The 21,775-nt window shown below is 70.1% G+C and carries 20 protein-coding genes, 1 pseudogene and 1 riboswitch; of the genes and pseudogenes, 10 read left to right on the top strand and 11 right to left on the bottom strand.

Annotation, left to right across the window (positions count from 1 at the left end):
• The first annotated feature begins 70 nt into the window (after positions 1-70).
• The 5 genes and pseudogenes from OH735_RS27570 to OH735_RS27550 all read left to right on the top strand — a co-directional run bounded on the left by OH735_RS27570 (position 71) and on the right by OH735_RS27550 (position 4,096).
• Positions 71-1,105: an adenosine deaminase gene (locus tag OH735_RS27570; RefSeq protein ID WP_406384318.1), complete on the top strand. Its 1,035-nt coding sequence runs from the start codon at positions 71-73 to the stop codon at positions 1,103-1,105.
• A gap of 24 nt (positions 1,106-1,129) precedes the next feature.
• Positions 1,130-1,834 (top strand): glycerophosphodiester phosphodiesterase, encoded by a 705-nt coding sequence (locus OH735_RS27565; protein ID WP_406384317.1) that lies wholly within the window; start codon positions 1,130-1,132, stop codon positions 1,832-1,834.
• A 66-nt stretch (positions 1,835-1,900) separates the two neighbouring features.
• On the top strand, positions 1,901-2,704 hold the full coding sequence (locus OH735_RS27560) for an SAM-dependent methyltransferase (RefSeq protein ID WP_406384316.1): 804 nt from the start codon (positions 1,901-1,903) through the stop codon (positions 2,702-2,704).
• A 10-nt stretch (positions 2,705-2,714) separates the two neighbouring features.
• Complete coding sequence (locus OH735_RS27555; RefSeq protein WP_406384315.1) at positions 2,715-2,906, top strand: hypothetical protein; 192 nt, start codon at positions 2,715-2,717, stop codon at positions 2,904-2,906.
• Positions 2,903-4,096, top strand: a pseudogene (locus OH735_RS27550) (serine hydrolase domain-containing protein). Before OH735_RS27555 ends, OH735_RS27550 begins: the two are co-directional and overlap by 4 nt.
• Before the next feature lies 1 nt (position 4,097).
• Here the strand turns inward: OH735_RS27550 and OH735_RS27545 are convergent.
• The 3 genes from OH735_RS27545 to OH735_RS27535 form a co-directional block, all read right to left on the bottom strand.
• The gene (locus OH735_RS27545; protein WP_406384314.1) at positions 4,098-4,643 is read right to left on the bottom strand and encodes a hypothetical protein; all 546 of its coding nucleotides are present in this window, start codon (positions 4,641-4,643) and stop codon (positions 4,098-4,100) included.
• A gap of 54 nt (positions 4,644-4,697) precedes the next feature.
• The gene (locus OH735_RS27540; RefSeq protein ID WP_406386766.1) at positions 4,698-5,858 is read right to left on the bottom strand and encodes a PotD/PotF family extracellular solute-binding protein; all 1,161 of its coding nucleotides are present in this window, start codon (positions 5,856-5,858) and stop codon (positions 4,698-4,700) included.
• A 171-nt stretch (positions 5,859-6,029) separates the two neighbouring features.
• Positions 6,030-7,469, bottom strand: a complete 1,440-nt coding sequence (locus OH735_RS27535; protein ID WP_406384313.1) for a gamma-aminobutyraldehyde dehydrogenase — start codon at positions 7,467-7,469, stop codon at positions 6,030-6,032.
• Positions 7,470-7,632: 163 nt separating this feature from the next.
• Here OH735_RS27535 and OH735_RS27530 point away from each other — a divergent pair, with 163 nt between their 5' ends.
• From OH735_RS27530 to OH735_RS27510, 5 genes are all read left to right on the top strand, one after another.
• Positions 7,633-8,139 (top strand): Lrp/AsnC family transcriptional regulator, encoded by a 507-nt coding sequence (locus OH735_RS27530; RefSeq protein ID WP_406384312.1) that lies wholly within the window; start codon positions 7,633-7,635, stop codon positions 8,137-8,139.
• On the top strand, positions 8,124-9,503 hold the full coding sequence (locus OH735_RS27525; protein WP_406384311.1) for an aspartate aminotransferase family protein: 1,380 nt from the start codon (positions 8,124-8,126) through the stop codon (positions 9,501-9,503). Before OH735_RS27530 ends, OH735_RS27525 begins: the two co-directional genes overlap by 16 nt.
• A 334-nt stretch (positions 9,504-9,837) precedes the next feature.
• Positions 9,838-10,575 carry an ABC transporter ATP-binding protein gene (locus tag OH735_RS27520; protein WP_406384310.1) on the top strand — a complete coding sequence of 246 codons (738 nt, stop codon included), beginning with the start codon at positions 9,838-9,840 and terminating at the stop codon, positions 10,573-10,575.
• Positions 10,557-11,759, top strand: a complete 1,203-nt coding sequence (locus OH735_RS27515; RefSeq protein WP_406384308.1) for a hypothetical protein — start codon at positions 10,557-10,559, stop codon at positions 11,757-11,759. The genes OH735_RS27520 and OH735_RS27515 overlap by 19 nt, the downstream gene beginning before the upstream one ends.
• Before the next feature lie 268 nt (positions 11,760-12,027).
• Entirely contained in the window at positions 12,028-13,128 is a 1,101-nt protein-coding gene (locus OH735_RS27510) for an LOG family protein (protein ID WP_406386765.1), read from the top strand.
• A 23-nt stretch (positions 13,129-13,151) separates the two neighbouring features.
• On the opposite strand, the gene OH735_RS27505 is transcribed toward OH735_RS27510, so the two are convergent.
• From OH735_RS27505 to pyrH, 8 genes are all read right to left on the bottom strand, one after another.
• Entirely contained in the window at positions 13,152-13,604 is a 453-nt protein-coding gene (locus OH735_RS27505; protein WP_406384307.1) for an SRPBCC domain-containing protein, read from the bottom strand.
• 146 nt (positions 13,605-13,750) lie between these two features.
• Positions 13,751-14,776: an ABC transporter ATP-binding protein gene (locus OH735_RS27500; RefSeq protein ID WP_406384306.1), complete on the bottom strand. Its 1,026-nt coding sequence runs from the start codon at positions 14,774-14,776 to the stop codon at positions 13,751-13,753.
• Between the two features lie 2 nt (positions 14,777-14,778).
• Positions 14,779-16,392, bottom strand: a complete 1,614-nt coding sequence (locus OH735_RS27495; RefSeq protein WP_406386763.1) for an ABC transporter permease — start codon at positions 16,390-16,392, stop codon at positions 14,779-14,781.
• A gap of 161 nt (positions 16,393-16,553) precedes the next feature.
• On the bottom strand, positions 16,554-17,666 hold the full coding sequence (locus tag OH735_RS27490) for a thiamine ABC transporter substrate binding subunit (protein WP_406384305.1): 1,113 nt from the start codon (positions 17,664-17,666) through the stop codon (positions 16,554-16,556).
• 73 nt (positions 17,667-17,739) lie between these two features.
• Positions 17,740-17,856, bottom strand: a riboswitch (TPP riboswitch).
• Positions 17,857-17,911: 55 nt separating this feature from the next.
• Entirely contained in the window at positions 17,912-19,018 is a 1,107-nt protein-coding gene (gene rlmN / locus OH735_RS27485; RefSeq protein WP_406384304.1) for a 23S rRNA (adenine(2503)-C(2))-methyltransferase RlmN, read from the bottom strand.
• A gap of 102 nt (positions 19,019-19,120) precedes the next feature.
• Positions 19,121-20,206: a phosphatidate cytidylyltransferase gene (locus OH735_RS27480; protein ID WP_406384303.1), complete on the bottom strand. Its 1,086-nt coding sequence runs from the start codon at positions 20,204-20,206 to the stop codon at positions 19,121-19,123.
• Entirely contained in the window at positions 20,206-20,763 is a 558-nt protein-coding gene (gene frr / locus OH735_RS27475; protein WP_384459900.1) for a ribosome recycling factor, read from the bottom strand. The genes OH735_RS27480 and frr overlap by 1 nt, the downstream gene beginning before the upstream one ends.
• A gap of 180 nt (positions 20,764-20,943) precedes the next feature.
• Positions 20,944-21,720 (bottom strand): UMP kinase, encoded by a 777-nt coding sequence (gene pyrH, locus OH735_RS27470; protein WP_406384302.1) that lies wholly within the window; start codon positions 21,718-21,720, stop codon positions 20,944-20,946.
• Between the last annotated feature and the right edge of the window lie 55 nt (positions 21,721-21,775).

The following is a 21,775-nucleotide window of genomic DNA, read 5'->3' as shown; positions in this document are numbered from 1 at the left end:
CGATGATCCCCGTCCCCTGCCCGGCCGACCGCGCCCGGCACCCCCGTCGTTCCACGCCCCGGAGAGTCCAATGCCCGATCTGCACCTCTTCATCGCAGGGCTGCCCAAGGCGGAGCTGCATGTCCACCATGTCGGGTCCGCCTCGCCCCGTATCGTCGCCGAACTGGCCGCACACCACCCGGACTCGAAGGTCCCCACCGATCCCGAGGCGCTGGCCGACTACTTCACCTTCACCGACTTCGGGCACTTCGTCGACGTGTACCTCTCCGTCGTGGACCTGATCCGCACCCCGGAGGACGTCCGGCTGCTGACCTTCGAGGTCGCCCGTGACATGGCCCGGCAGAACATCCGGTACGCGGAGCTGACCGTCACCCCGTTCAGCTCGACCCGGCGCGGCATCCCGGAGCAGGGGTTCATGGAGGCGATAGAGGACGCCCGCAAGGCCGCGGAGAAGGAGCTCGGGGTCGTCCTGCGCTGGTGCTTCGACATTCCCGGTGAGGCCGGGCTCGAAGCGGCCGAGGAGACCACCCGGCTCGCCGTGGACCTGCGGCCCGAGGGACTCGTCTCGTTCGGGCTCGGCGGTCCGGAGATCGGTGTGGAGCGCCCGCAGTTCAAGCCCTACTTCGACCGGGCGATCGCCGAGGGCCTGCACTCCGTGCCGCACGCCGGGGAGACCACCGGGCCGCAGACCGTCTGGGACGCGCTGACCCATCTGCGCGCCGAGCGCATCGGCCACGGCACCCACTCCGTCCAGGACCCGGAGCTGCTGGCCCACCTCGCCGAGCACCGCATCCCACTGGAGGTCTGCCCGACGTCGAACATCGCGACCCGCGCGGTGGCGGACATCGAGAAGCACCCGGTCAAGGAGATGGTGCAGGCGGGCGTCCTGGTCACCATCAACAGCGACGACCCGCCGATGTTCGGCACCGACCTCAACAACGAGTACGGGGTGGCCGCCCGTCTGCTCGGCCTGGACGAGCAGGGCCTCGCCGCGCTGGCGAAGAACGCGGTCGACGCGTCGTACCTCGACGCGGCCGGCAAGCGGGCGCTGGCCGCCGAGATCGACGCGTACACGACGGACTGGCTGGAGCCCACGGGCCGCTGACCCCACGGCGGCGACAATGGCCCCATGGCCACCACTGTCACCGCCGTCGCCCACCGCGGCGATCCGTACCGGGTCCGCGAGAACACTCTCCCCTCGATCCGCTCCGCGCTCGAACAGGGGGCGGACGCGGTCGAGATCGATGTGCGGGTCACCCGCGACGGCGTACCGGTCCTGCTGCACGACGCGACGCTGGACCGGCTGTGGGGCCATGACCGGCGTCTGGACCGGCTGACCCACCAGGAGCTCACCGAACTGACCGGCGGCGGTGTGCCCACCCTGCGCGAGGCGCTGCTCGCCGCCGGGGCGCACCGCGTCATGATCGATCTGCCCGGCTGCACGGACGGTTCGGTACGGAAGACAGTCGGCGTGGTGCGCGAGTGCGGGGCCGGTGAGCGCGTGTACTACTGCGCGGGCTCCGAGGCCATGCTGCGGGTGCGGGCCGCCGACCCGTCCGCCGAGATCGCCCTGACCTGGACGACGCTCGCACCACCGCGCGCCGCGCTGCTCGACGCGGTGCGGCCGCGGTGGCTGAACTACCGGTTCGGTCTGGTGGACAAGGAGCTGACGGACCGGCTCCACCGGGACGGGCTGCTGGTCTCCGCCTGGACCGCCGACACCAAGCGCACCATGCGCCGCCTGATCCGGCACGGGGTGGACTCGATCACCACCAACCGGGTGGACGCCCTGCGCGGCATCCTCACCGACTCCCCGTCCACCGGCTCTTCTTGATCGATCCGGCATCATGGGACAGCGCCACATCAGCCGTGATGCCCCGGAGCCGGAGGAGCCAGAGAAGTGACCGAAGCCACCGCCCCTCTCGACGACCGCATCCGTTCCGGCATCGCCCACAACGCGCGGGTCTGGAACCACTGGCTCGGCGGCACGAACAACTACCCCGTGGACCGCGCGGTCGGCGACCGGGTCACCGCCATGTATCCGAGCATCGGCGAAGTGGCGCGCGCCGACCGGGCGTTCCTGGGGCGGGCCGTCCGGTATCTCGCCGGTGACGCGATGATCGGCCAGTTCCTGGACATCGGCAGCGGCCTGCCGACCGCCGACAACACGCACGAGGTCGCCCAGCACACCGCCCCCGACTCCCGGGTCGTGTACGTCGACAACGACCCGATCGTGCTGACGCACGCCCGTGCGCTGCTCACCAGTTCGCCGGAGGGCGCGACCCGGTACATCGACGCGGACGCCCGCCACCCGGAGCAGATCCTGCGGGCCGTCGAACCGACGCTGGACCTGACGAAGCCGGTCGCCGTCATACTGCTCGGCATCCTCAACTTCGTCCTCGACACGGACGAGGCGCAGGCAATCGTCCGTACCCTGATGGACGCGATGCCGTCCGGCAGCCATCTGGTGCTCACCCACCCCACGCTGGAGCTGGGCGGCGAGGGAAACGAGGCGGCGATGCGGTTCTGGAACGAGAACGCCACCCCGCCGATCACCGCGCGCAGCCGTGCCGAGTTCGCCGCCTTCCTGACGGGACTCGATCTCGTCGATCCGGGCATCGTGTCGTGTGCGCGATGGCGGACCGACCCCGGAACCACGGCGCCCGTCGTCGCCCAGTTCGGCGCGGTCGCCCGGAAGCCCTGACAGCGCCACCATGCACATACGAGACCTGACCCCGAAGGCGCTGGGGGCCGGCCCCCGGGCCGTCGACCTCAGCGTCGCGCTGCTGGTGCAGGCCGCTGTGACCATGCCGTTCGTCGGCCGGGTGATCCGCCGGGGTTCGCGTATCAACAGGATGGAGTCCAGCAGCAGTTACGGATTCCATGCCCAGGAGGCCCCTGCATGAACGCCCGCACCTCCCTCACAGTCGTCGCAGCCGCCGTGGTCCTCGGCATCGCCGCCGGTCCGGCCGGACCGGCGCTCGCGGCAGCCCATGCCCCCGCGGCCGCCGCCGCAACCACCCGGCAGGCCCCCGACGCAGAGGCTCTGCGAGCCGCGATCGCCGGGCTCCCGAAGGCCGATGCCACGGCCGCACTGGTACGGGTCGCATGCACCGCGTGAAGCTGGCGGGGAAGTTCCGGTGTGCACGACCTGGCGTCGGGCCGTCCGGCGGACCCGGACGGCCGCTTCCGGGCCGGTTCGGTCACCAAGATCTTCACGGCGGCCGTCGTGCTGCAGCTGGCCGGTGAGGGGAAGCTCGACCTGAACCGACCGGTCCGGCACTATCTGCCGGCGCTGATCCCGGCGACGTACAAGAAGGTCACGGTGCGCCAGCTGTTGAACCACACCAGCGGCATCCCGTCCGTCGGATCCGGCGGCGACACCCTCGACGAGTGGTACGCGCACCGCTTCGATCTGCACGACGCGGCGGACACGGTCCGCGAAGCCACCTCCCAGCGGCCGGACTTCGCGCCGGGTGCGCAGCAGCACTACGGCAACATCGGCTACACCGTGGCGGGCCTGTTGATCGAGAAGCTCACGGACCACACGTACGAGTCGGAGGTGTCCCGCCGCATCCTGAAACCCCTGGGTCTGAAGGGCACCGGCTTCCCCGGCACCGACCCGACGATCCGCGGCCCGCACAACCACGGTTACCAGGTCTTCACCGGGGCCGATGGAACCAGCGAACTGCGCGATGTGACGGTGTGGGGAGCGACGGACGCCTGGGCGGCGGGCGACCTGATCTCCACCACCGCGGATCTGGAGCGCTTCGTCCGGGCCCTGTTCCGCGGGCAGGTGGTGCGCGGGCCGCTGCTGGAGGAGATGTTCACGCTGCCCGGGGCATCGGTGCGCGAGTACGGCACGGGCGGCCCGGCCGCGTACAGCGCGGGTCTGTCGGTGATGAGGCTGGGCGGGCGCGAGGTATGGGGCAAGACGGGTGGCCGGTGGGGCTACAACACGGCCGTCGCGGCCACCCGTGATCTCTCCCGGACCGTCGTCTACAGCGTCAACGCGACGGACGCGAAGGGTGCGGGCATGAACGCCACGGCGATGAACATCGTGGTGGCCGCCTTCGGCGCCCCGTCGGCCGGGTGACTCAGCCCGCTGCCGCGGCCGCGGGCCCGGCCACCGGGTCCGGCGTCCGCGGCAGCGCCTCCAGCCGTTTGATCATGCGGCGCACGACGAGCAGCGGGATCACCCCGAAGACCCCGAACGACATGTCGATGACGGACCACCAGAAGGGAATGTCCCGGATCGGTCCGCAGATCAGGGCGAGCGGGATGATCCCGGCGCAGGCGATCATGCCGAACTCGATCACCCAGATGTTGCGGACCGGGTCGCGGTAGGGGCCGTAGAACGCGACCGCGATGACGAGGTGCGCGAAGGCCAGCCAGTCGGTGCCGTACAGCACGAAGGGATACCTCGCGTCGGCCTCGTCGAGGCCGGTCCGGACCCGGGTGATCCACTCCATGAGGGCCGGGAAGTGTTCGGGCACGGGAGAGGCCGAGGACCTCAGCAGATCCTCGGCCCAGTGGAGTTCATGGACGAGCGGGAAGGCGGTCAGCCCGCTCAACACCAGACAGACGATAAAGACGACCAACCACACGCGTATGCGCCTCAGCAGGGCTCTTCGCTCGCTCATGTCCGCAGCGTACGCCCATGTTTACGCGCCTTTTACGCCACCCCGAGGCCGGTTTCACAACCCGACGATGGAGTTCCACTTCTTCGCGAACTCGGTGCGCTCCCCGGACGTGATGTCACGGGCGATCGCCAGCCGCTTGCGCATCGCCTCGTCGGGGAAGATCAACGGTTCCTCGGCGAGCGCGGCGGTCTCCTCGTCCTTGGAGGAGGCCAGCACCTCGCGGGCGGCGGGGACGGGGCAGACGTAGTTGACCCAGGTCGCCAGCTCCGCGGCGACCTCGGGCTCGTAGTAGTAGTCGATCAGCTTCTCGGCGTTGCGCTTGTGGCGGGCGAGGTTGGGGATCATGAGGGACTCCGCCCAGAGTTCGGCACCCTCCTCGGGGACCACGAACTCGATCTCCGGGTTGTCGGCCTGGAGCTGGATGACATCGCCGGAGTAGGCCTGGCAGGCGAGTACATCGCCGGTCGACAGGTCCTTGATGTAGTCGTTGCCGGTGAAACGGCGGATGTGCTTCTTCTTCACCAGCTTCTCCACCTGGTCGCACACCTCGTAGAAGTCGTCGCGCTTCCAGCGGGTGACGTCGACGCCGTTGCCCTGCATCAGAAGGGCCAAGGACTCGTCGAGCCCGGACAGCAGTGTCACCTTGCCGCTCAGGTCGTCCGCCCACAGATCGCTCAGGCTCCTTATCTCGCGACCGAGCTTCTTGCGGTTGTAAGCGATGCCGGTGATCCCGGACTGCCAGGGGACGCTTTGCGTCCGGCCCTTGTCGAAGGCGGGTGAACGCAGCTGCGGATCGAGGTACTTGACCACGTTGGGCTGCTTGGCCCGGTCCATCTCCTGCACCCAGCCGAGCCGTACGAACCGGGCGGCCATCCAGTCGCTGACGACGATCAGGTCCCGGCCGGTCTCCTGGTGGTTCATCAGCGCCGGGCTGATCTTCCCGAAGAACTCGTCGTTGTCGTTGATCTCCTCGGTGTACGTGACGGAGATCCCGGTGCGCCTGCCGAAGGCGTTGAGGGTGGGCCGCTTCGACGTGTTGTCGTCGGTGTCGATGTAGAGGGGCCAGTTCGCGAAGTGCAGGGAGTGGTCGCGCGCAGAGGTGTCGCGTCCGGCCCGGTCACCGGGCTCCACATAGGCGGCGGGCACTCCGCAGCCGGCCAGCGTGACTCCGGCGCCTGTGGCCCCGAAGGCGCGCAGCAGGGACCGGCGGGACATGGGGTTCTTCGGGGTTGCTCGCACCTGCGCAGGATGCCGGTCGGGCGATGGTGCGGGCAATGGACCAACCGTCCAGCGGAACCCGGTCCGTCCGCACACCCTGTCGATGCCCGGGGAACGGAGACGGCCCCGGGCTCGCACCCGGGGCCGTACGCGAGAACGGACGAGGCGTCAGTCGTCGAGCGAGGTCATGACGTGCTTGATCCGGGTGTAGTCCTCGAAGCCGTACGCGGAGAGGTCCTTGCCGTAGCCGGACTTCTTGAATCCGCCGTGCGGCATCTCGGCGACGAGCGGAATGTGGGTGTTGATCCACACGCAGCCGAAGTCGAGGTTCTTGGACATCCGCATGGCGCGGGCGTGGTCCTTGGTCCATACCGAGGACGCGAGGGCGTAGTCGACGCCGTTGGCGTACGCGACGGCCTGGGCCTCGTCGGTGAACTTCTGGACGGTGATGACGGGGCCGAAGACCTCGTTCTGGATGATCTCGTCGTCCTGCTGGAGGCCGGAGACGACGGTCGGGGCGTAGAAGTAGCCCTTCTCGCCGACCCGGTGGCCGCCCGCCTCGACCTTGGCGTGGGCGGGGAGGCGGTCGATGAAGCCGCTGACCTGCTTCAGCTGGTTGGCGTTGTTGAGCGGGCCGTACAGCACGTCCTCGTCGTCCGGCTGCCCCGTCTTCGTGTCGGCGGCGGCCTTGGCCAGGGCGGTGACGAACTCGTCGTGGACGGACTCGTGGACCAGGACGCGGGTCGCGGCCGTACAGTCCTGGCCCGCGTTGAAGAAGCCCGCGACGGAGATGCCCTCGACGGCCTTGGCGATGTCGGTGTCCTCGAACACGACGACCGGGGCCTTGCCGCCGAGCTCCAGGTGGACCCGCTTGACGTCCTTGGCGGCGGACTCGGCGACCTGCATGCCGGCCCGTACCGAACCGGTGATGGAGGCCATCGCCGGAGTCGGGTGCTCGACCATCGCGCGACCCGTCTCGCGGTCGCCGCAGATGACGTTGAAGACGCCCTTGGGGAGGATCTGGCCGATGATCTCGGCGATCAGCACGGTCGACGCCGGGGTGGTGTCGGACGGCTTGAGGACGACGGTGTTGCCCGCGGCGAGCGCCGGGGCGAACTTCCACACGGCCATCATCATCGGGTAGTTCCACGGCGCGACCTGCGCGCAGACACCGACCGGCTCACGGCGGATGATCGAGGTGAGACCCTCCATGTACTCACCGGCCGAGCGGCCCTCGAGCAGCCGCGCGGCGCCCGCGAAGAAGCGGATCTGGTCCACCATCGGCGGGATCTCTTCGGTGCGGGTGAGCTCGATCGGCTTGCCCGTGTTCTCCGACTCGGCCGCGATGAGGTCCTCGGCGCGCTCCTCGAAGGCGTCCGCGATCTTCAGCAGGGCCTTCTGGCGCTCGGCGGGCGTGGCGTCGCGCCAGGCGGGGAAAGCGGCCGCGGCGGCTTCCATCGCGGCATCGACATCGGCCTGGCCGGAGAGCGGCGAAGTCGCGTAGACCTCTTCGGTCGCCGGGTTGACCACGTCGATGGTCCGCCCGTCAGCGGCGTCCCGGAACTCTCCGTTGATGTAGTTGCGCAGACGGCGCACCTCGGTGGTCACAACCACCCCTCCTGTCGACACGTCCAGTGGATGAGATGCCCAGCCTAGTCGCTCAGGTGTCGCTTTCGACATGCCCAACCGCCATGAACTTCGGATTCAGTGAGATCCAGACCCACAGACAACGAATTTCATCGATCCAGGGTTGCCAGACAGACGAGTCCCGGTGCACAGTGGATGCGTGGCCAGTCGCAGCGCAGACTCCAGGACCGGGAGCGGATCGTCCCCAACGGTCGATGCCGTGTCCCTCGCAATCATCGAGCAGCTCCAGGAGGACGGACGTCGTCCGTACGCCGCGATCGGCAAGGCCGTCGGCCTCTCCGAGGCGGCCGTACGACAGCGTGTGCAGAAGCTGCTCGACCAGGGCGTGATGCAGATCGTCGCCGTCACGGACCCGCTCACCGTGGGCTTCCGGCGGCAGGCGATGGTCGGGATCAATGTCGAGGGAGACCTCGATCCCGTCGCGGAAGCCCTGTCGGCCATGGCCGAATGCGAGTACGTGGTGATGACCGCGGGCTCCTTCGACCTGATGGTGGAGATCGTCTGCGAGGACGACGACCACCTGCTGGAAACGATCAACAAACGCATCCGGGCCATCCCCGGCGTGCGCTCCACCGAGAGCTTTGTGTACCTGAAGCTCAAGAAGCAGACCTATATGTGGGGAACCCGATAGCCGTGAGCAAGGACCTCAGCCGAACCGCGTACGACCACCTGTGGATGCATTTCACCCGCATGTCGGACTACGAGAACGCGCCCGTTCCCACCATCGTGCGTGGCGAGGGCACCTACATCTACGACGACCAGGGCAAGCGCTACCTCGACGGCCTCTCCGGCCTGTTCGTGGTCAACGCCGGTCACGGCCGGCACGAGCTCGCCGAGGCGGCCTACAAGCAGGGCCAGGAGCTCGCCTTCTTCCCGGTGTGGTCCTACGCCCACCCGAAGGCCGTCGAACTGGCCGAGCGGCTCGCCGACTACGCGCCGGGCGACCTCAACAAGGTCTTCTTCACCACCGGCGGCGGCGAGGCCGTCGAGACCGCCTGGAAGCTGGCCAAGCAGTACTTCAAGCTCCAGGGCAAGCCGACCAAGTACAAGGTCATCTCCCGTGCGGTCGCCTACCACGGCACCCCGCAGGGCGCCCTGTCCATCACCGGCCTGCCGGCTCTGAAGGCCCCCTTCGAGCCGCTGGTCCCCGGCGCGCACAAGGTGCCGAACACCAACATCTACCGTGCCCCGATCCACGGCGACGACCCCGAGGCCTTCGGCCGCTGGGCCGCCGACCAGATCGAGCAGGAGATCCTCTTCGAGGGCCCGGAGACCGTCGCCGCGGTCTTCCTGGAGCCGGTACAGAACGCCGGTGGCTGCTTCCCGCCGCCGCCCGGGTACTTCCAGCGGGTCCGCGAGATCTGTGACAAGTACGACGTGCTGCTCGTCTCCGACGAGGTCATCTGCGCCTTCGGCCGTCTCGGCACGATGTTCGCCTGCGACAAGTTCGGCTACGTGCCGGACATGATCACCTGTGCCAAGGGCATGACGTCGGGCTACTCCCCGATCGGCGCCTGCATCGTCTCGGACCGCATCGCCGAGCCGTTCTACGAGGGCGGCAACACCTTCCTGCACGGCTACACCTTCGGTGGCCACCCGGTCTCCGCGGCGGTCGGTCTCGCCAACCTCGACATCTTCGAGCGCGAGGGCCTCAACCAGCACGTCCTGGACAACGAGAACGCCTTCTTCACGACGCTGCAGAAGCTGCTCGACCTGCCGATCGTCGGCGACGTCCGCGGCAACGGCTTCTTCTACGGCATCGAGCTGGTGAAGGACAAGGCCACCAAGGAGACCTTCACCGACGAGGAGACCGAGCGCGTCCTGTACGGGTTCCTCTCCAAGGCGCTGTACGACAACGGCCTGTACTGCCGGGCCGACGACCGCGGCGACCCGGTCGTCCAGCTCGCGCCGCCGCTGGTCTCCGACCAGTCGACGTTCGACGAGATAGAGGGCATTCTGCGGACCGTCCTCACCGAGGCGTGGACCAAGCTCTGACAGCGGTCCGACCGGCAGGCAGACCACGGATCGGCCGTCCGGTCGCCCCTGTCCGCCCGCCGGCCCGGCGGGCCGGGTTCCGTCCTGCGGTGATCCACCGGACGGAACCCGCTGCTTGACCCTCGCTTGACCACCACATGACCGGCTGGCAGCGGTCATTTCATACGGTCCACACGGCCCGGATGCCCCCATTCGAGTGGGAAGGGGTGCACCCGGGCCGTGTGCTGTGCCCACACCGCGGTTCGAATCCCTACGGTGCCGAGTGACCGATCGGCCCCCTCTTCGTTCCCCCGTACGGGGGAACGAAATTACGATCTGAACCGAGGTGTACGCCATGGTGGCCCCGCCGGACAACGACGTGATCTGGGCGCGTTCCCTGCAGCACTCCCACAATGGCTCACCCGCCCTCGCCGGTGTGTCCGTGGGCGTCCGCGACGGCGAGATCCTCGCCGTGACCGGCCCCAGGGGCAGCGGCAAGACGACCCTGCTGCACTGCCTGTCCGGCCAACTGGTGCCCCAGCAGGGCGAGGTGTGGTTCAACAGCGTCCCCGTCCACACCATGGGCCCCCGGCTGCGCGAACGGCTGCGCCGCGACAAGTTCGGCTGGATCGCCCCCGAGCCCCAGCTCGTGCCGGAGCTGAACGCCTGGGAGAACGTGGCCCTTCCGCTGCTGCTGCGCGGTGGCTCGCACCGGGAGGCGAAGAAGACCGGCCTGGACTGGCTGGAGCGGCTCGACATCGGCGCGTGTGCCAGGAAACGACCGCACGTGCTGCCCCAGGGGCAGCGCCAGCGGATCGCCGTGGCCCGCGCACTGGCCGCCTCACCCGCGGTGATCTTCGCCGACGAGCCGACCGCGACCCTGCACCGCACCGACCGGTCGCACGTGCTGCGCACGCTCACCAGCGCGGCGCGTTCGCACGGCATCACCGTCGTGCTGGCCACCCACGACGCGGAGGTCGCCGCCCTCGCCGACCGTACGGTCCCGCTGCTGGACGGACGCCGCGTCGCCACCGTCGCCCTGCCCGCCGTATCCGATGCGGAGGGCCACGCGGCGTGCTCGCTCTCCGTCTAGCCCGGGGTTCCCATCCGCTGGTCCTGATGCGGCGGCTGCTGGTCGCGGCCGCGTCCGCCGGGGTCGGCTTCCTGCTGCTGTGCGCCCTGGGCTACGCGTCGGGGCACCCGGCGCACTCCACCGAGGCCGTGCTGCGCCTGCTGTGGTGCTTCGTGCCGCTCGCCGCCACCGTGCAGTTCGCGGTCGCGGTGGCCCGTACGGACCCGAGTACCCGGTCGCGTTCCGGGCTGTCCGCCGTGGGCCTCGGGCCGGTGAGGCTCGCGGTGCTCGCCGCGGTCTCCACCGCCGTCTCCTGCACCCTCGGATCGATGGTGGCGCTGCTGTTCTTCCTCCATCTGCGCGGTGATCTGTCCGGGCTGCCGTTCGACGGTGCGGCGGCCGGGCTGCTCGACGCGGACGCCCCGCTGCCGCTCGCGGCGGTGCTCGTGCTGCTGGCCCTCGTCCCGGTGTCCGCGGCGGCGGCGAGCGCGCTGGCGCTGCGTGCCCGGCCGGTCGCGACGGCGTCTGGGGGCTCGGCGACGGCGAAGGACGACGACTCCGTGGACGCCCTGCCACAGGATCTGCCACCGGCGCCGGCCGCACCTCCGACGGGGCTGCCGTGGGGGGTGGCGCTGACCGCGGTCGGCCTCGCCGTCGAGGCGTACATGAGCGGCGGCGACGGGCACAGCCTGCTCCCGCTCCCCGGCAGGCTCGATGCCACCCCGGCCGGAGTGCTGGCGGGCTGGACGCTGACGGCGATCGGCCTGGCCATGGCAGGCCCCGGCCTGGCGTATCTGTGCGGGCGGCTGCTGCAGGCGGTGCGCCCCGGTGCCGTACGCCTGTTGGCCGGCCGGGTGCTGATGAGCGAGGCGCGCCGGATCGGCGGGCCGCTCGGTGTGGTCTGCGCGGTGCTCTCGGCGGCGGCCGCCGCCTACGCGCTGTACGGGACGGGGCCGCGCCCCTTCGGCCCGCTCACGGAACTGGGCGCGGTGCTCGTCCTCGGCTGCACGACGGCGACGCTGCTGACCTCTGCGCTGGAGGCCCGGCAGGACCGCACCCGGACGGCGCAGGCGCTGCTGCGGCTCGGCGCCCCCGCCTCGGCGCTGCGCGCCGCGACAGCGCTGCGCGCCGCCGCGCTGCTGATCGTCTTCGCCCCGCTGACCTGGCTGATCGCCCAGCTTGCGGCGCTGCCGCTGACGGCCTGAGGACGCTGCCTCCCGGTGGCGCCCGCGCACCTCGGCCGCTACGTAGCATGACACCGTGGAAAGCCCGGACTGCAGCACACCCGTACCCGGCCCATCGGGACCGACGGGTCCGACCGGCCCGTCGGGTCCGTCCGGTCCATCCGGCCCGTCGGGTCCGTCCGGTCCATCCGGTCCGTCGGGTCCGTCGCGTCCGTCCGGTCCATCCGGTCCATCCGGTCCGTCGGGTCCATCCGGTCCGTCCGGTCCGTCGGGTCCATCCGGTCCGGAAATCGAGTCGCTCGCCGCGTTCGATTCGGCGGTCGCCGCCGGAACGCTGGCCGGACAGCGGGTCCAGTCCGTCGACCTCACGGACCGCAGCGACGCTCTGCTGGCCGCCGATGCGTCCGGCACGGTCTTCCTCGGCTGCCGGATGGCGTCCGAGGCGGCGGCGAAGGTCCGGGCCGACGGCGCGATCGTCTTCCCGCCGGTGCCCGGGCTGCCCTTCGATCCGTACCGGGGCCTGCTCTACTCCCCCGACGCGCTCTACGAAGGGCTGACGGACGGCGGCTACACGGCGACGCCCGATGCCCGCGCGTACCGCTGGTTCCAGGAGACCCGGGCGAGCGGCGACTCCTTCGCGTCGATGCTGCGCGCGCTCCACGACGACGCGGTCTCCGACGCGCTGGACGAACACCTCGTCGGGGCCCGCGTCGTCGGGGTGATGGGCGGCCACGCCACCGCTCGCGGCAGCGCGCGGTACGCGGCGGCGGCCCGGCTGGGCCGGACGCTGGCCCGGGGCGGCCTGACCGTGGCGACCGGCGGCGGGCCCGGCGCGATGGAGGCCGCGAACCTCGGTGCGTACGCGGCGCCGCACCCCGATCCGATGCTGGAGGCGGCCTGCGGGATGCTGGCCGCGACCCCCTCGTTCCTCCCGTCGGTCACCGCGTGGGCGCTGGCCGCCTTCGCCGTACGGGAACGCTGGCCGGGCGGCGGCGGCTCGGTGTCGATCCCCACCTGGTTCTACGGACACGAGCCGCCGAACCCGTTCGCCGACCACATCGCCAAGTACTTCGCCAACGCCCTGCGCGAGGACGGGCTGCTCGCCCGCTCCACGGCGGGCGTGATCTTCCTACCGGGCGCGGCCGGCACCGTACAGGAGATATTCGACAACGCGACGCCGAACTACTACGGCTCGCGCGGCGGACCGACCCCGATGGTGCTGGTCGGCCGCACGCACTGGACCCGGGAGCTGCCTGCCTGGCCGCTGCTGCGCGCGCTGGCCGACGGCCGGACGATGGGGTCCCGAATCGCGCTCGTCGACACGGTGGACGAGGCACCCGAGGCACTCGCCCGGTTGTCGGCGGACCCGTGGCCGGGAGCCGGCCAGTAACCGGAGTCCGAACCGGTCCCGGATCAGCGGGAGGCGAGACGGGCCACCAGCGCGTCGAAGAAGGCCTCCCAGCCGTCCTCGGCCGCAGCGTACTGCTCGGCCGTGAGGTTGCCGCCGCGCTGTGTGAAGACCATTTCGGTGGTCTTGGCGCCGCGGTCGGCGAACGTGACGGTAACGGTCTCGCCCTCGATGTCGGCGGGCGCGGTGGCATCCTTCAGCGTGAACACCAGCCGCTCGGGCGCGACCACCTCGCGGTAGACCCCGTGGAACGGCATCTCGGTGCCCGGCACCACGATGACCAGGCTCCAGGCACCGCCCGGCCTGACGTCCATCGAGACCCGGTCGAGCGGAACCTCGGCGTCCCCGCCGTACCAGGCGGCGAAGTGCTCGGGGGTCGTCCACGCCTCGAAGACGCGTTCCCGCGGAGCGTCGAGGATACGGGTGATGTCGATGCCCTCGCGTGCTGAACCGGTCATTGTTCCGTCCTTCGATGAGTCGTTCTGGACCTTCCGTGTGTCCCCTCCAGCTTGCACGGACACCACGGGAAACGGCGGGCGGGACCGGCGGACGCCGCTCGGCCGGTCCAGTGAGCCGCGGCCGCCGCCGGGCCGCGCTCGTCCGGTCAGAAGGCGGCGGGCAGGACGACGGTCTCCGCCGCGTCGAAGCCGGCCCCGACCACCGCGCCCACCTCCGGCGCGTCCCGCAGCGCGCACTCCGCCTCCAGCACCGCACCGCCCTCCGGGATCAGCTGTACGGCGACGTGGTTGCCCCGGAACGTACGCGTCCCGACCATGCAGCGCAGCCCGTCGTCCGGGGCACCGATCCGGACCCCGGCCGGGCGCACCAGCAGATCGCACGCCCCCTGCGGCGAGCCCTCGGGCACCGGCACCGTGCCCCACACCGTGTCGGCGGCCGTGCCGGTCACCGTCGCCTCGACCACGTTGTCGAAGCCGAGGAACCGGGCGACGAAGGCGGAGGCGGGCCGCTGCCAGACCTCCAACGGGGTGCCCACCTGGGCGATCCGCCCGTCGCGCATCACCACCACCCGGTCGGCGAGGGCGAACGCCTCGCCCTGGTCGTGGGTGACGGCGAGCACCGTCGTGCCCAACCGTCCGAAGAGTGTGCGCAGTTCGACGACGAGCCGTTCACGCAGGCCGCGGTCGAGCTGGCCGAGCGGCTCGTCCAGCATCAGCAGCTTGGGGCGCGGAGCGAGCGCCCGCGCGAGGGCGACACGCTGCTGCTCGCCGCCGGACAGCGCGGCGACGGCCCGCCGTTCGGCGCCGGGCAGGCCCACCAGGTCGAGGAGTTCGCCGACCCGGTGCTCCTGATCGCGCCGCGACACCCCGCGCATCCGCAGCCCGAAGGCGACGTTGGCGCCGACGTCCCGGTGCGGGAACAACTGGTGGTCCTGGAACATCAGGCCGAGACCGCGCCGGTGCACCGGCACCCCCGCCTGGTCCGCGCCGTCCAGCAGCACCCGGCCGCCGTCCGGCGGACGCAGTCCGGCAACCACCCGCAGCAGCGTCGACTTGCCGCTGCCGCTCGGTCCCAGCACGCACACGATCTCGTGCTCGGCGACCTCCAGGTCCACCCGGTCGAGCGCCGCACGCTCGCCGAAGCGAACCGTGGCCGATTCCAGTGTCAGCATCTCTAGAACTCCCCGGACCGGTCCGTGCGAATACGTTCGAGCAGCAGCAGCGACACCGCGCAGACCACCATCAGAAGGGTGCTGAGGGCCATCGCCTGGCCGTAGTTGAGCTCCCCGGCCCGCCCCAGCAGCCGGGCCACGGCGACCGGCAGCGTCGGGCGGTCGGGCCGCGCGATGAACACCGTCGCACCGAACTCACCGAGCGACACCGCGAACGCGAAGCCGGCCGCGACCAGCAACGCCCGTCGTACCAGTGGCAGATCGACCTCCCGCCAGGCCCGCAGGGGTGACGCGCCGAGCACCGCGGCCGCCTCCCTCAGCCGGCCGTCCACCGCGCGCAGGACCGGCAGCATGGTCCGTACGACGAAGGGCACACCGACCAGCGCCTGGGCGAGCGGCACCAGAATCCACGAAGTCCGCAGATCCAGCGGGGGCTTGTCCAGGGTGATCAGGAAACCGAAGCCGACGGTGACCGCGGACACCCCGAGCGGCAGCATCAGCAGGGCGTCGAAGCCGCGCACGAGCCGGCCCGTGCGCCGGGTCAGCGCCGCGGCGGCGAGCCCGCCGACGACCAGCGCGATGGCCGTCGCGACCAGTGCGTACTGGACCGAGTTCCGGACCGCTTCGAGCGGCGCGACCAGGAACGTACCGCCGCCCGCGTCCACGGACCCCAGGGCGCGGTAGTAGTCGAGGCCGTGGCCGCCGGGCGTGGCCAGCGAGCGCTCCACCAGCACCCCGAGCGGCAGCAGGATCAGCACCAGCACGGACAGCAGCACCCCGCAGAGCAGCGCCCACTGCCCGGCGCCGCGCGGCCTGCGAGCGGTCTGCGCGGGGTCGACCAGTTTCAGCGCGGTCTCCCTGCGCCGTACGGTCCACGCGTGCACGGCGAGGATCGCGCCGACCGCGGCGAACTGCACCAGCGTCAGCACGGCGGCCGTCGGCAGGGCGAGCAGTTGGGCGGTCTGCCGATAGATCTCCACCTCCAGCGTGGCGTATCCCGGACCGCCGAGGATCTGCACGACGCCGAAGGAGGTGAAGGTGAAGAGGAAGACCATCAACGCGGCAGCGGCCACTGCGGGCGCGAGGGCCGGCAGGGTGACCCGCCGCCAGGCGGCGAACCGTCCGGCGCCCAGCACCCGGGCGGCCTCCTCCTGCCGCGGGTCGAGCTGTGACCACAGCCCGCCCACGGTCCGTACGACCACCGCGTAGTTGAAGAAGACATGGGCGAGCAGAATCGCCCAGACGGTGGTGTCGAGGCGTACACCCCAGAGCTCGTCCATGAACCCGCCGCGCCCCACCATCGCCAGGAAGGCCGTACCGACGACGACGGTCGGCAGGACGAACGGCACGGTGACGACCGCCCGCAGCAGCTGTTTGCCGGGGAAGTCGTAGCGGGCGAAGACATAGGCGCCGGGCAGCGCGATCAGCAGGGTCAGCGCGGTCGAGGCGAGCGCCTGCCAGGTGGTGAACCACAGGACGTCGCGAATGTCCGGCCGGGTCAGCACCTCGCCGATCCGGCCGAACTGCCAGACGCCGTCCGCCTTCAGGCCGCGGCCGACGATCGCGGTGACCGGATAGGCGAAGAACAGCGCGAAGAACGCGACGGGCACGGCCATCAGGCCGAGCCGCACCGCGCTCCCGCGCCGCGCCTTCGCGCGCGTGACATCCGCGTGCCCACAGCGGCGGAGCGGGTCCGCACCACGCGGCCCGTCCTGGTGCGCGCCCGTCCCGCCCGAGCCCTTCCCGCCCGCGTCCGTTCCGCGGACGGGTGTCTTCGCTACTTCACTACGAGCGAGGACCACGACTGGACCCACTGCTCACGGTTCTTGGCGATCGCGTCCGGGGCAACGGTCGTCGGCCGGTCCACAGTCGCGCCGAACTTCGTGAAGAGCTCCGGCAGTTTCGCGCCCTCGGTGACCGGGTTCACGAACATGTTGAGCGGCATGTCCTCCTGGAACCTCTTGCTGATCAGGAAGTCCAGCAGGGCCTTGCCGCCGGCCTCGTTCTTCGCGCCGTTCAGCAGCCCCGCGAACTCGATCTGGCGGAAGCAGGTCCCGGTGGCCACCCCGGTCGGGGCCGTCGCGGGCTGCGGCTTCGCGTAGAGCACCTCGACGGGCGGGCTGGAGGCGTACGAGACGACGAGCGGTCGGTCGGCCTTGGCCTTCTTGCCGCCCGCGGAGCCTGAGAACTCCTCGTTGTACGCCTGCTCCCAACTGTCGACGACCTTGACGCCGTTGCTCTTCAGCTTCTTCCAGTAGTCCTGGTAGCCCTTCTCGCCGTAGGTGGCAACCGTGCCGAGGAGGAAGCCGAGGCCGGGCGAGGAGGTCTGGGCGTTCTCGGTGACGAGGAGGTTCTTGTACGCGGGCTTCGTCAGGTCCTCGAAGGACTGCGGCGGTGCGAGCTTCTTGTCGGCGAAGTACTTCTTGTCGTAGTTGACGCAGATGTCACCGGTGTCGATCGGGGTGACCCGGTGCTCGGCGGCGTCGAGTTGGGCATCGGACGCCACCTGGTCGACGCCCTTCGCCTCGTACGGCGTGAAGAGGCCGCTGTCGAGGGCGCGGGAGAGCAGGGTGTTGTCGACGCCGAAGAACACGTCACCACGCGGCGATCCCTTGGTCAGGATCTCCTGGTTGAGGGCGACACCCGCATCGCCACTCTTCAGAACCTTGACGGTGTAGCCGGTCTGTTCGGTGAACTCCTTCAGCACGTCCTTGGAGGCGTTGAAGGAGTCATGGCTGACGAGCGTCACGGTCTTCGAGCCCGAGCTCTTCGTGGAGCCGGAACCGGAGCCCGACGTACCGGAACTCCCGCATCCGGCAAGTGCGGTGACGCCGAGCGCGGCGGCAACGGCCGTCGCCGCGAGCTGCTTGGTCCTGCGCGTGGTGCTCATTGTGGATTCCTCCTGGGTTTTGGCCAGGAAGAGACGCGGCCCTGCCCACGGGAGGCGGGCAGGGCGCAACAGCATGAGTTGATGACCGAACTTCCTACCCGGAATGACCCGGGCGAGGTTCAGAGGGTCTGCGGCCGACCTGTCCTCGGTGCCGCACTCTCAGCGCTGTGGCGCTCCCCTGTCGGAATATGAAGTTGATTCTATGAAGTTGATTTCAGGCCCAGGTTACACGGGCCGTTCCGACCTCAGCGCTCGGCCGCCGCCAGCTGCCCGCAGGCCCCGTCGATCTCCTGGCCACGGGTGTCCCGCACGGTCACCGGCACCCCGTGTGCCGCGATCGCCTCGACGAACGCCTTCTCGTCCTCGGGACGCGACGCGGTCCACTTGGACCCGGGCGTGGGGTTCAGCGGGATCAGGTTGACGTGCACCCGCTTCCCCTTGAGGAGCCGGCCGAGCCGATCGCCGCGCCACGCCTGGTCGTTGATGTCCCGGATCAGCGCGTACTCGATGGAGATGCGACGACCGGACTTCTCCGCGTACTCCCACGCGGCGTCCAGCACCTCACCCACCTTCCACCGCGTGTTCACGGGGACGAGCGTGTCGCGCAGCTCGTCGTCCGGGGCGTGCAGCGAGACGGCGAGACGGCACTTGAAGCCCTCGTCGGCGAAGCGGAGCATCGCGGGCACCAGGCCGACGGTGGAAACGGTGATCCCGCGCTGCGAGAGCCCCAGCCCGTCCGGCTCCGGGTCGGTCAGCCGGCGGATCGCGCCGACCACCCGCTTGTAGTTGGCGAGCGGCTCGCCCATGCCCATGAAGACGATGTTGGAGAGCCGCGCCGGGCCCCCCGGGACCTCCCCGTCGCGCAGCGCCCGCATGCCGTCCACGATCTGGTGGACGATCTCGGCGGTCGACAGATTGCGGTCGAGACCGGCCTGTCCCGTGGCGCAGAACGGGCAGTTCATCCCGCATCCCGCCTGTGACGAGATACACATCGTCACCCGCTCCGGGTAGCGCATCAGGACGGATTCGACGAGCGTCCCGTCATGCAGCTTCCACAGCGTCTTACGGGTGGTGTCGTCGTCACAGCTGATGTGGCGGACCACGGACATCAGGTCGGGGAACATCGCTTCGGCGAGCTTGTCCCGCGAACCGGCCGGGATGTTGGTCCACTCCGCCGGGTCGTGCGCGTACCGCGCGAAGTAGTGCTGCGAGAGCTGCTGGGCGCGGAACGGCTTCTCGCCGATCGCGGCAACGGCTTCCTTGCGCTCGGCGGGCGTGAGGTCGGCGAGATGCCGCGGCGGCTTCTTGGCTCCGCGGGGCGCGACGAAAGTGAGTTCTCCGGGATTAGGCATGGTCCATCCAGTGTCGCAGACAGAACAGTGAGGGCCCGCCGCCCTGTGGACAACGGACCCTCACTCGTAAAAGCCCAGGTCAGGAAGGTAGAGCGCGGGGGATCAACCGGAGCCCACAAACAGCACCAGCAGCAGCCAGACCACCGGGGCGGTCGGCAGCAGCGAGTCCAGCCGGTCCATGATGCCGCCGTGCCCCGGCAGCAGCGTGCCCATGTCCTTGATGCCGAGGTCCCGCTTGATCATCGACTCAGCCAGGTCACCGAGGGTGGCGGTGGCCGCGACCGCGAGCCCCAGCAGCAGCCCCTGCCACCAGGTACCGCCGTCGATCAGGAACTGCATGCACAGCGCACCGGCGGCCATCGCGAAGGCGACGGCCCCGAACAGGCCCTCGCGGGTCTTCCCGGGACTGATGCGCGGCGCGAGCTTGTGCTTCCCGAAGCGCCAGCCGACGGCGTACGCGCCCGTGTCACTGACCACGGTCAGCAGCAGGAAGGTGAGCACCCGCTGCGGTCCGTCGTCCGCGGTCAGGAGCATGGCAACGAAGGTGGCCAGGAACGGTACGTAGAACGCGGCGAACACTCCCGCCGTGACGTCCTTGAGGTAGCCCTCCGGAGGCTCGGTCATCCGCCAGACGAGCACCGCGAGCGCGGTCAGCGCCATCGCCACCCAGGCGCCCTCGGCACCCCGCGCGTATCCGGCCACGACCATCGCCGCGCCACCGACCGCCAGCGGGATGAGCGGCGCCTTGATGCCCTTGCGCTCCTCCAGCCGGGAGGTGAGCTCCCACAGGCCCACGACGACGGCGACGGCGATCACACCGACGAAGACGGCCTTCACGATGAACAGCGAGGCGACGATGACGGCGCCGAGCCCCACACCGACCCCTATGGCGGCTCGCAGATCACGGCCCGCACGTTTCTTCTGCGGGGGAGGCGGCGCGGTGGACATGGGCTCCTGCGGCTTCTCGTCGCGGAACAGGGGGCCGCCGCTCAGGCGTGCGGCCCCCTGGTCCCGGTCATCATGGTCGTCAGCGTCTCTACCTGTGTCGGACGCGTCCGGCACGATGGGCATGGGCCGAGTCTGCTGGGCGTCATGCACATCGTATGCAGGACCCGCCGGAGCTGCCTGCATCTCGGGCGGACCCCAGTGGCCGGCTCTCTGCGGGGCGCCCCAGGAAGAGTCGTTCATCAGACTTCGAGCAGCTCGGCTTCCTTGTGCTTGAGCAGCTCGTCGACCTGTGCGACGTACTTCGCGGTGGTGTCGTCCAGTTCCTTCTCGGCGCGACGCACCTCGTCCTCGCCGGTCTCCTTGTCCTTGACCAGCTTGTCGAGCGTCTCCTTGGCCTTGCGGCGCACGGCCCGGATGGAGATCTTGGAGTCCTCGGCCTTCGTCTTCGCGACCTTGATGTACTCGCGACGACGCTCCTCGGTGAGGTCCGGGAAGGTCACTCGGATGATATTGCCGTCGTTGCTCGGGTTGACGCCGAGGTCCGAGTCGCGGATGGCCTGTTCGATGTTGCGCAGCGCGCTCTTGTCGAACGGCGTCACGACGGCCATGCGCGGCTCGGGCACCGAGAACGAGGCGAGCTGGTTGATCGGGGTCAGCGCGCCGTAGTAGTCGGCGACGATCTTGTTGAACATCGCCGGGTGGGCACGGCCGGTACGGATCGCGGCGAAGTCCTCCTTCGCTACGACGACGGCCTTCTCCATCTTCTCCTCGGCCTCAAGGAGGGTTTCTTCGATCACCACGTGCTCCTGCGTGTCTTGAGTGGGCCCGGCGTGCTCGGGCCCGGCGGGTCCTGGGTCGCGTCCTCACCTGCACGGTGTCCGACCGGCAGGCCGTTGTCCATCCTTCGGGACCTGTCCCGGGGTGTTCCCCGCAGGCCCCGGGCCCTCCCACGGCTTGCCGGGAAGGCCCCCCGGTTCTCAGGCCCGGGTGCCCTGGTCACTCACGAGCGTGCCGATCTTCTCACCCTTGACCGCGCGGGCGATATTGCCCGCGGCCGTCAGTTCGAAGACAAGGATCGGCAGCTGGTTGTCACGGCAGAGCGTGATGGCGGTGGCGTCGGCGACCTTGAGATCGCGGGCGAGCACCTCGCTGTACTCGAGGGCGTCGAACTTCACCGCGTCGGGGTTGGTCTTCGGGTCGGAGTCGTAGACCCCGTCCACGCCGTTCTTGCCCATGAGCAGCGCCTGGGCGTCGATCTCCAGGGCGCGCTGGGCAGCGGTGGTGTCGGTGGAGAAGTACGGCATCCCCATACCGGCGCCGAAGATGACGACGCGGCCCTTCTCCAGGTGGCGCACGGCGCGCAGCGGGATGTACGGCTCCGCGACCTGTCCCATGGTGATGGCGGTCTGGACCCGGGAGTCGATGCCCTCCTTCTCCAGGAAGTCCTGGAGAGCCAGGCAGTTCATGACCGTGCCGAGCATGCCCATGTAGTCGGACCGGGCCCGGTCCATGCCGCGTTGCTGGAGTTCGGCACCGCGGAAGAAGTTGCCGCCGCCGATGACAACCGCGATTTCCGCGCCGTCGCGGACGACTGCCGCGATTTCCCGGGCGATGGCGTGTACGACGTCGGGGTCTACACCGAGACCTCCGCCGCCGGCGAACGCTTCTCCGGACAGCTTCAGCATGAAGCGTCCGGGCACCTTGCCGTCCTCGCGCTTGTGGTCACCTTTGGCGGCGTCCGCGCCCTTGTTCATGGAGATTCTCCTCGTGCACATACGAAGAAGGCCATTGCCGGTGGGTCTGGTGTCC

The organism is Streptomyces sp. NBC_01618 (assembly GCF_045209435.1).
Lineage (GTDB): Bacteria > Actinomycetota > Actinomycetes > Streptomycetales > Streptomycetaceae > Streptomyces.
Note: the sequence above shows the minus strand (reverse complement) of the source record. Positions and strands in the feature narration are given on the sequence as shown.

Bases quoted from the DNA above. Each gene is read 5' to 3' on its own strand.
- OH735_RS27490 (WP_406384305.1), bottom strand. From the start codon at position 17,666: ATGAGCACCACGCGCAGGACCAAGCAGCTCGCGGCGACGGCCGTTGCC.
- OH735_RS27505 (WP_406384307.1), bottom strand. From the start codon at position 13,604: ATGACCGGTTCAGCACGCGAGGGCATCGACATCACCCGTATCCTCGAC.
- rlmN (WP_406384304.1), bottom strand. From the start codon at position 19,018: ATGCCTAATCCCGGAGAACTCACTTTCGTCGCGCCCCGCGGAGCCAAG.
- OH735_RS27545 (WP_406384314.1), bottom strand. From the start codon at position 4,643: ATGAGCGAGCGAAGAGCCCTGCTGAGGCGCATACGCGTGTGGTTGGTC.
- OH735_RS27520 (WP_406384310.1), top strand. From the start codon at position 9,838: ATGGTGGCCCCGCCGGACAACGACGTGATCTGGGCGCGTTCCCTGCAG.
- OH735_RS27540 (WP_406386766.1), bottom strand. From the start codon at position 5,858: ATGTCCCGCCGGTCCCTGCTGCGCGCCTTCGGGGCCACAGGCGCCGGA.
- OH735_RS27565 (WP_406384317.1), top strand. From the start codon at position 1,130: ATGGCCACCACTGTCACCGCCGTCGCCCACCGCGGCGATCCGTACCGG.
- OH735_RS27480 (WP_406384303.1), bottom strand. From the start codon at position 20,206: ATGAACGACTCTTCCTGGGGCGCCCCGCAGAGAGCCGGCCACTGGGGT.
- OH735_RS27495 (WP_406386763.1), bottom strand. From the start codon at position 16,392: ATGGCCGTGCCCGTCGCGTTCTTCGCGCTGTTCTTCGCCTATCCGGTC.
- OH735_RS27555 (WP_406384315.1), top strand. From the start codon at position 2,715: ATGCACATACGAGACCTGACCCCGAAGGCGCTGGGGGCCGGCCCCCGG.
- OH735_RS27570 (WP_406384318.1), top strand. From the start codon at position 71: ATGCCCGATCTGCACCTCTTCATCGCAGGGCTGCCCAAGGCGGAGCTG.
- pyrH (WP_406384302.1), bottom strand. From the start codon at position 21,720: ATGAACAAGGGCGCGGACGCCGCCAAAGGTGACCACAAGCGCGAGGAC.
- OH735_RS27500 (WP_406384306.1), bottom strand. From the start codon at position 14,776: ATGCTGACACTGGAATCGGCCACGGTTCGCTTCGGCGAGCGTGCGGCG.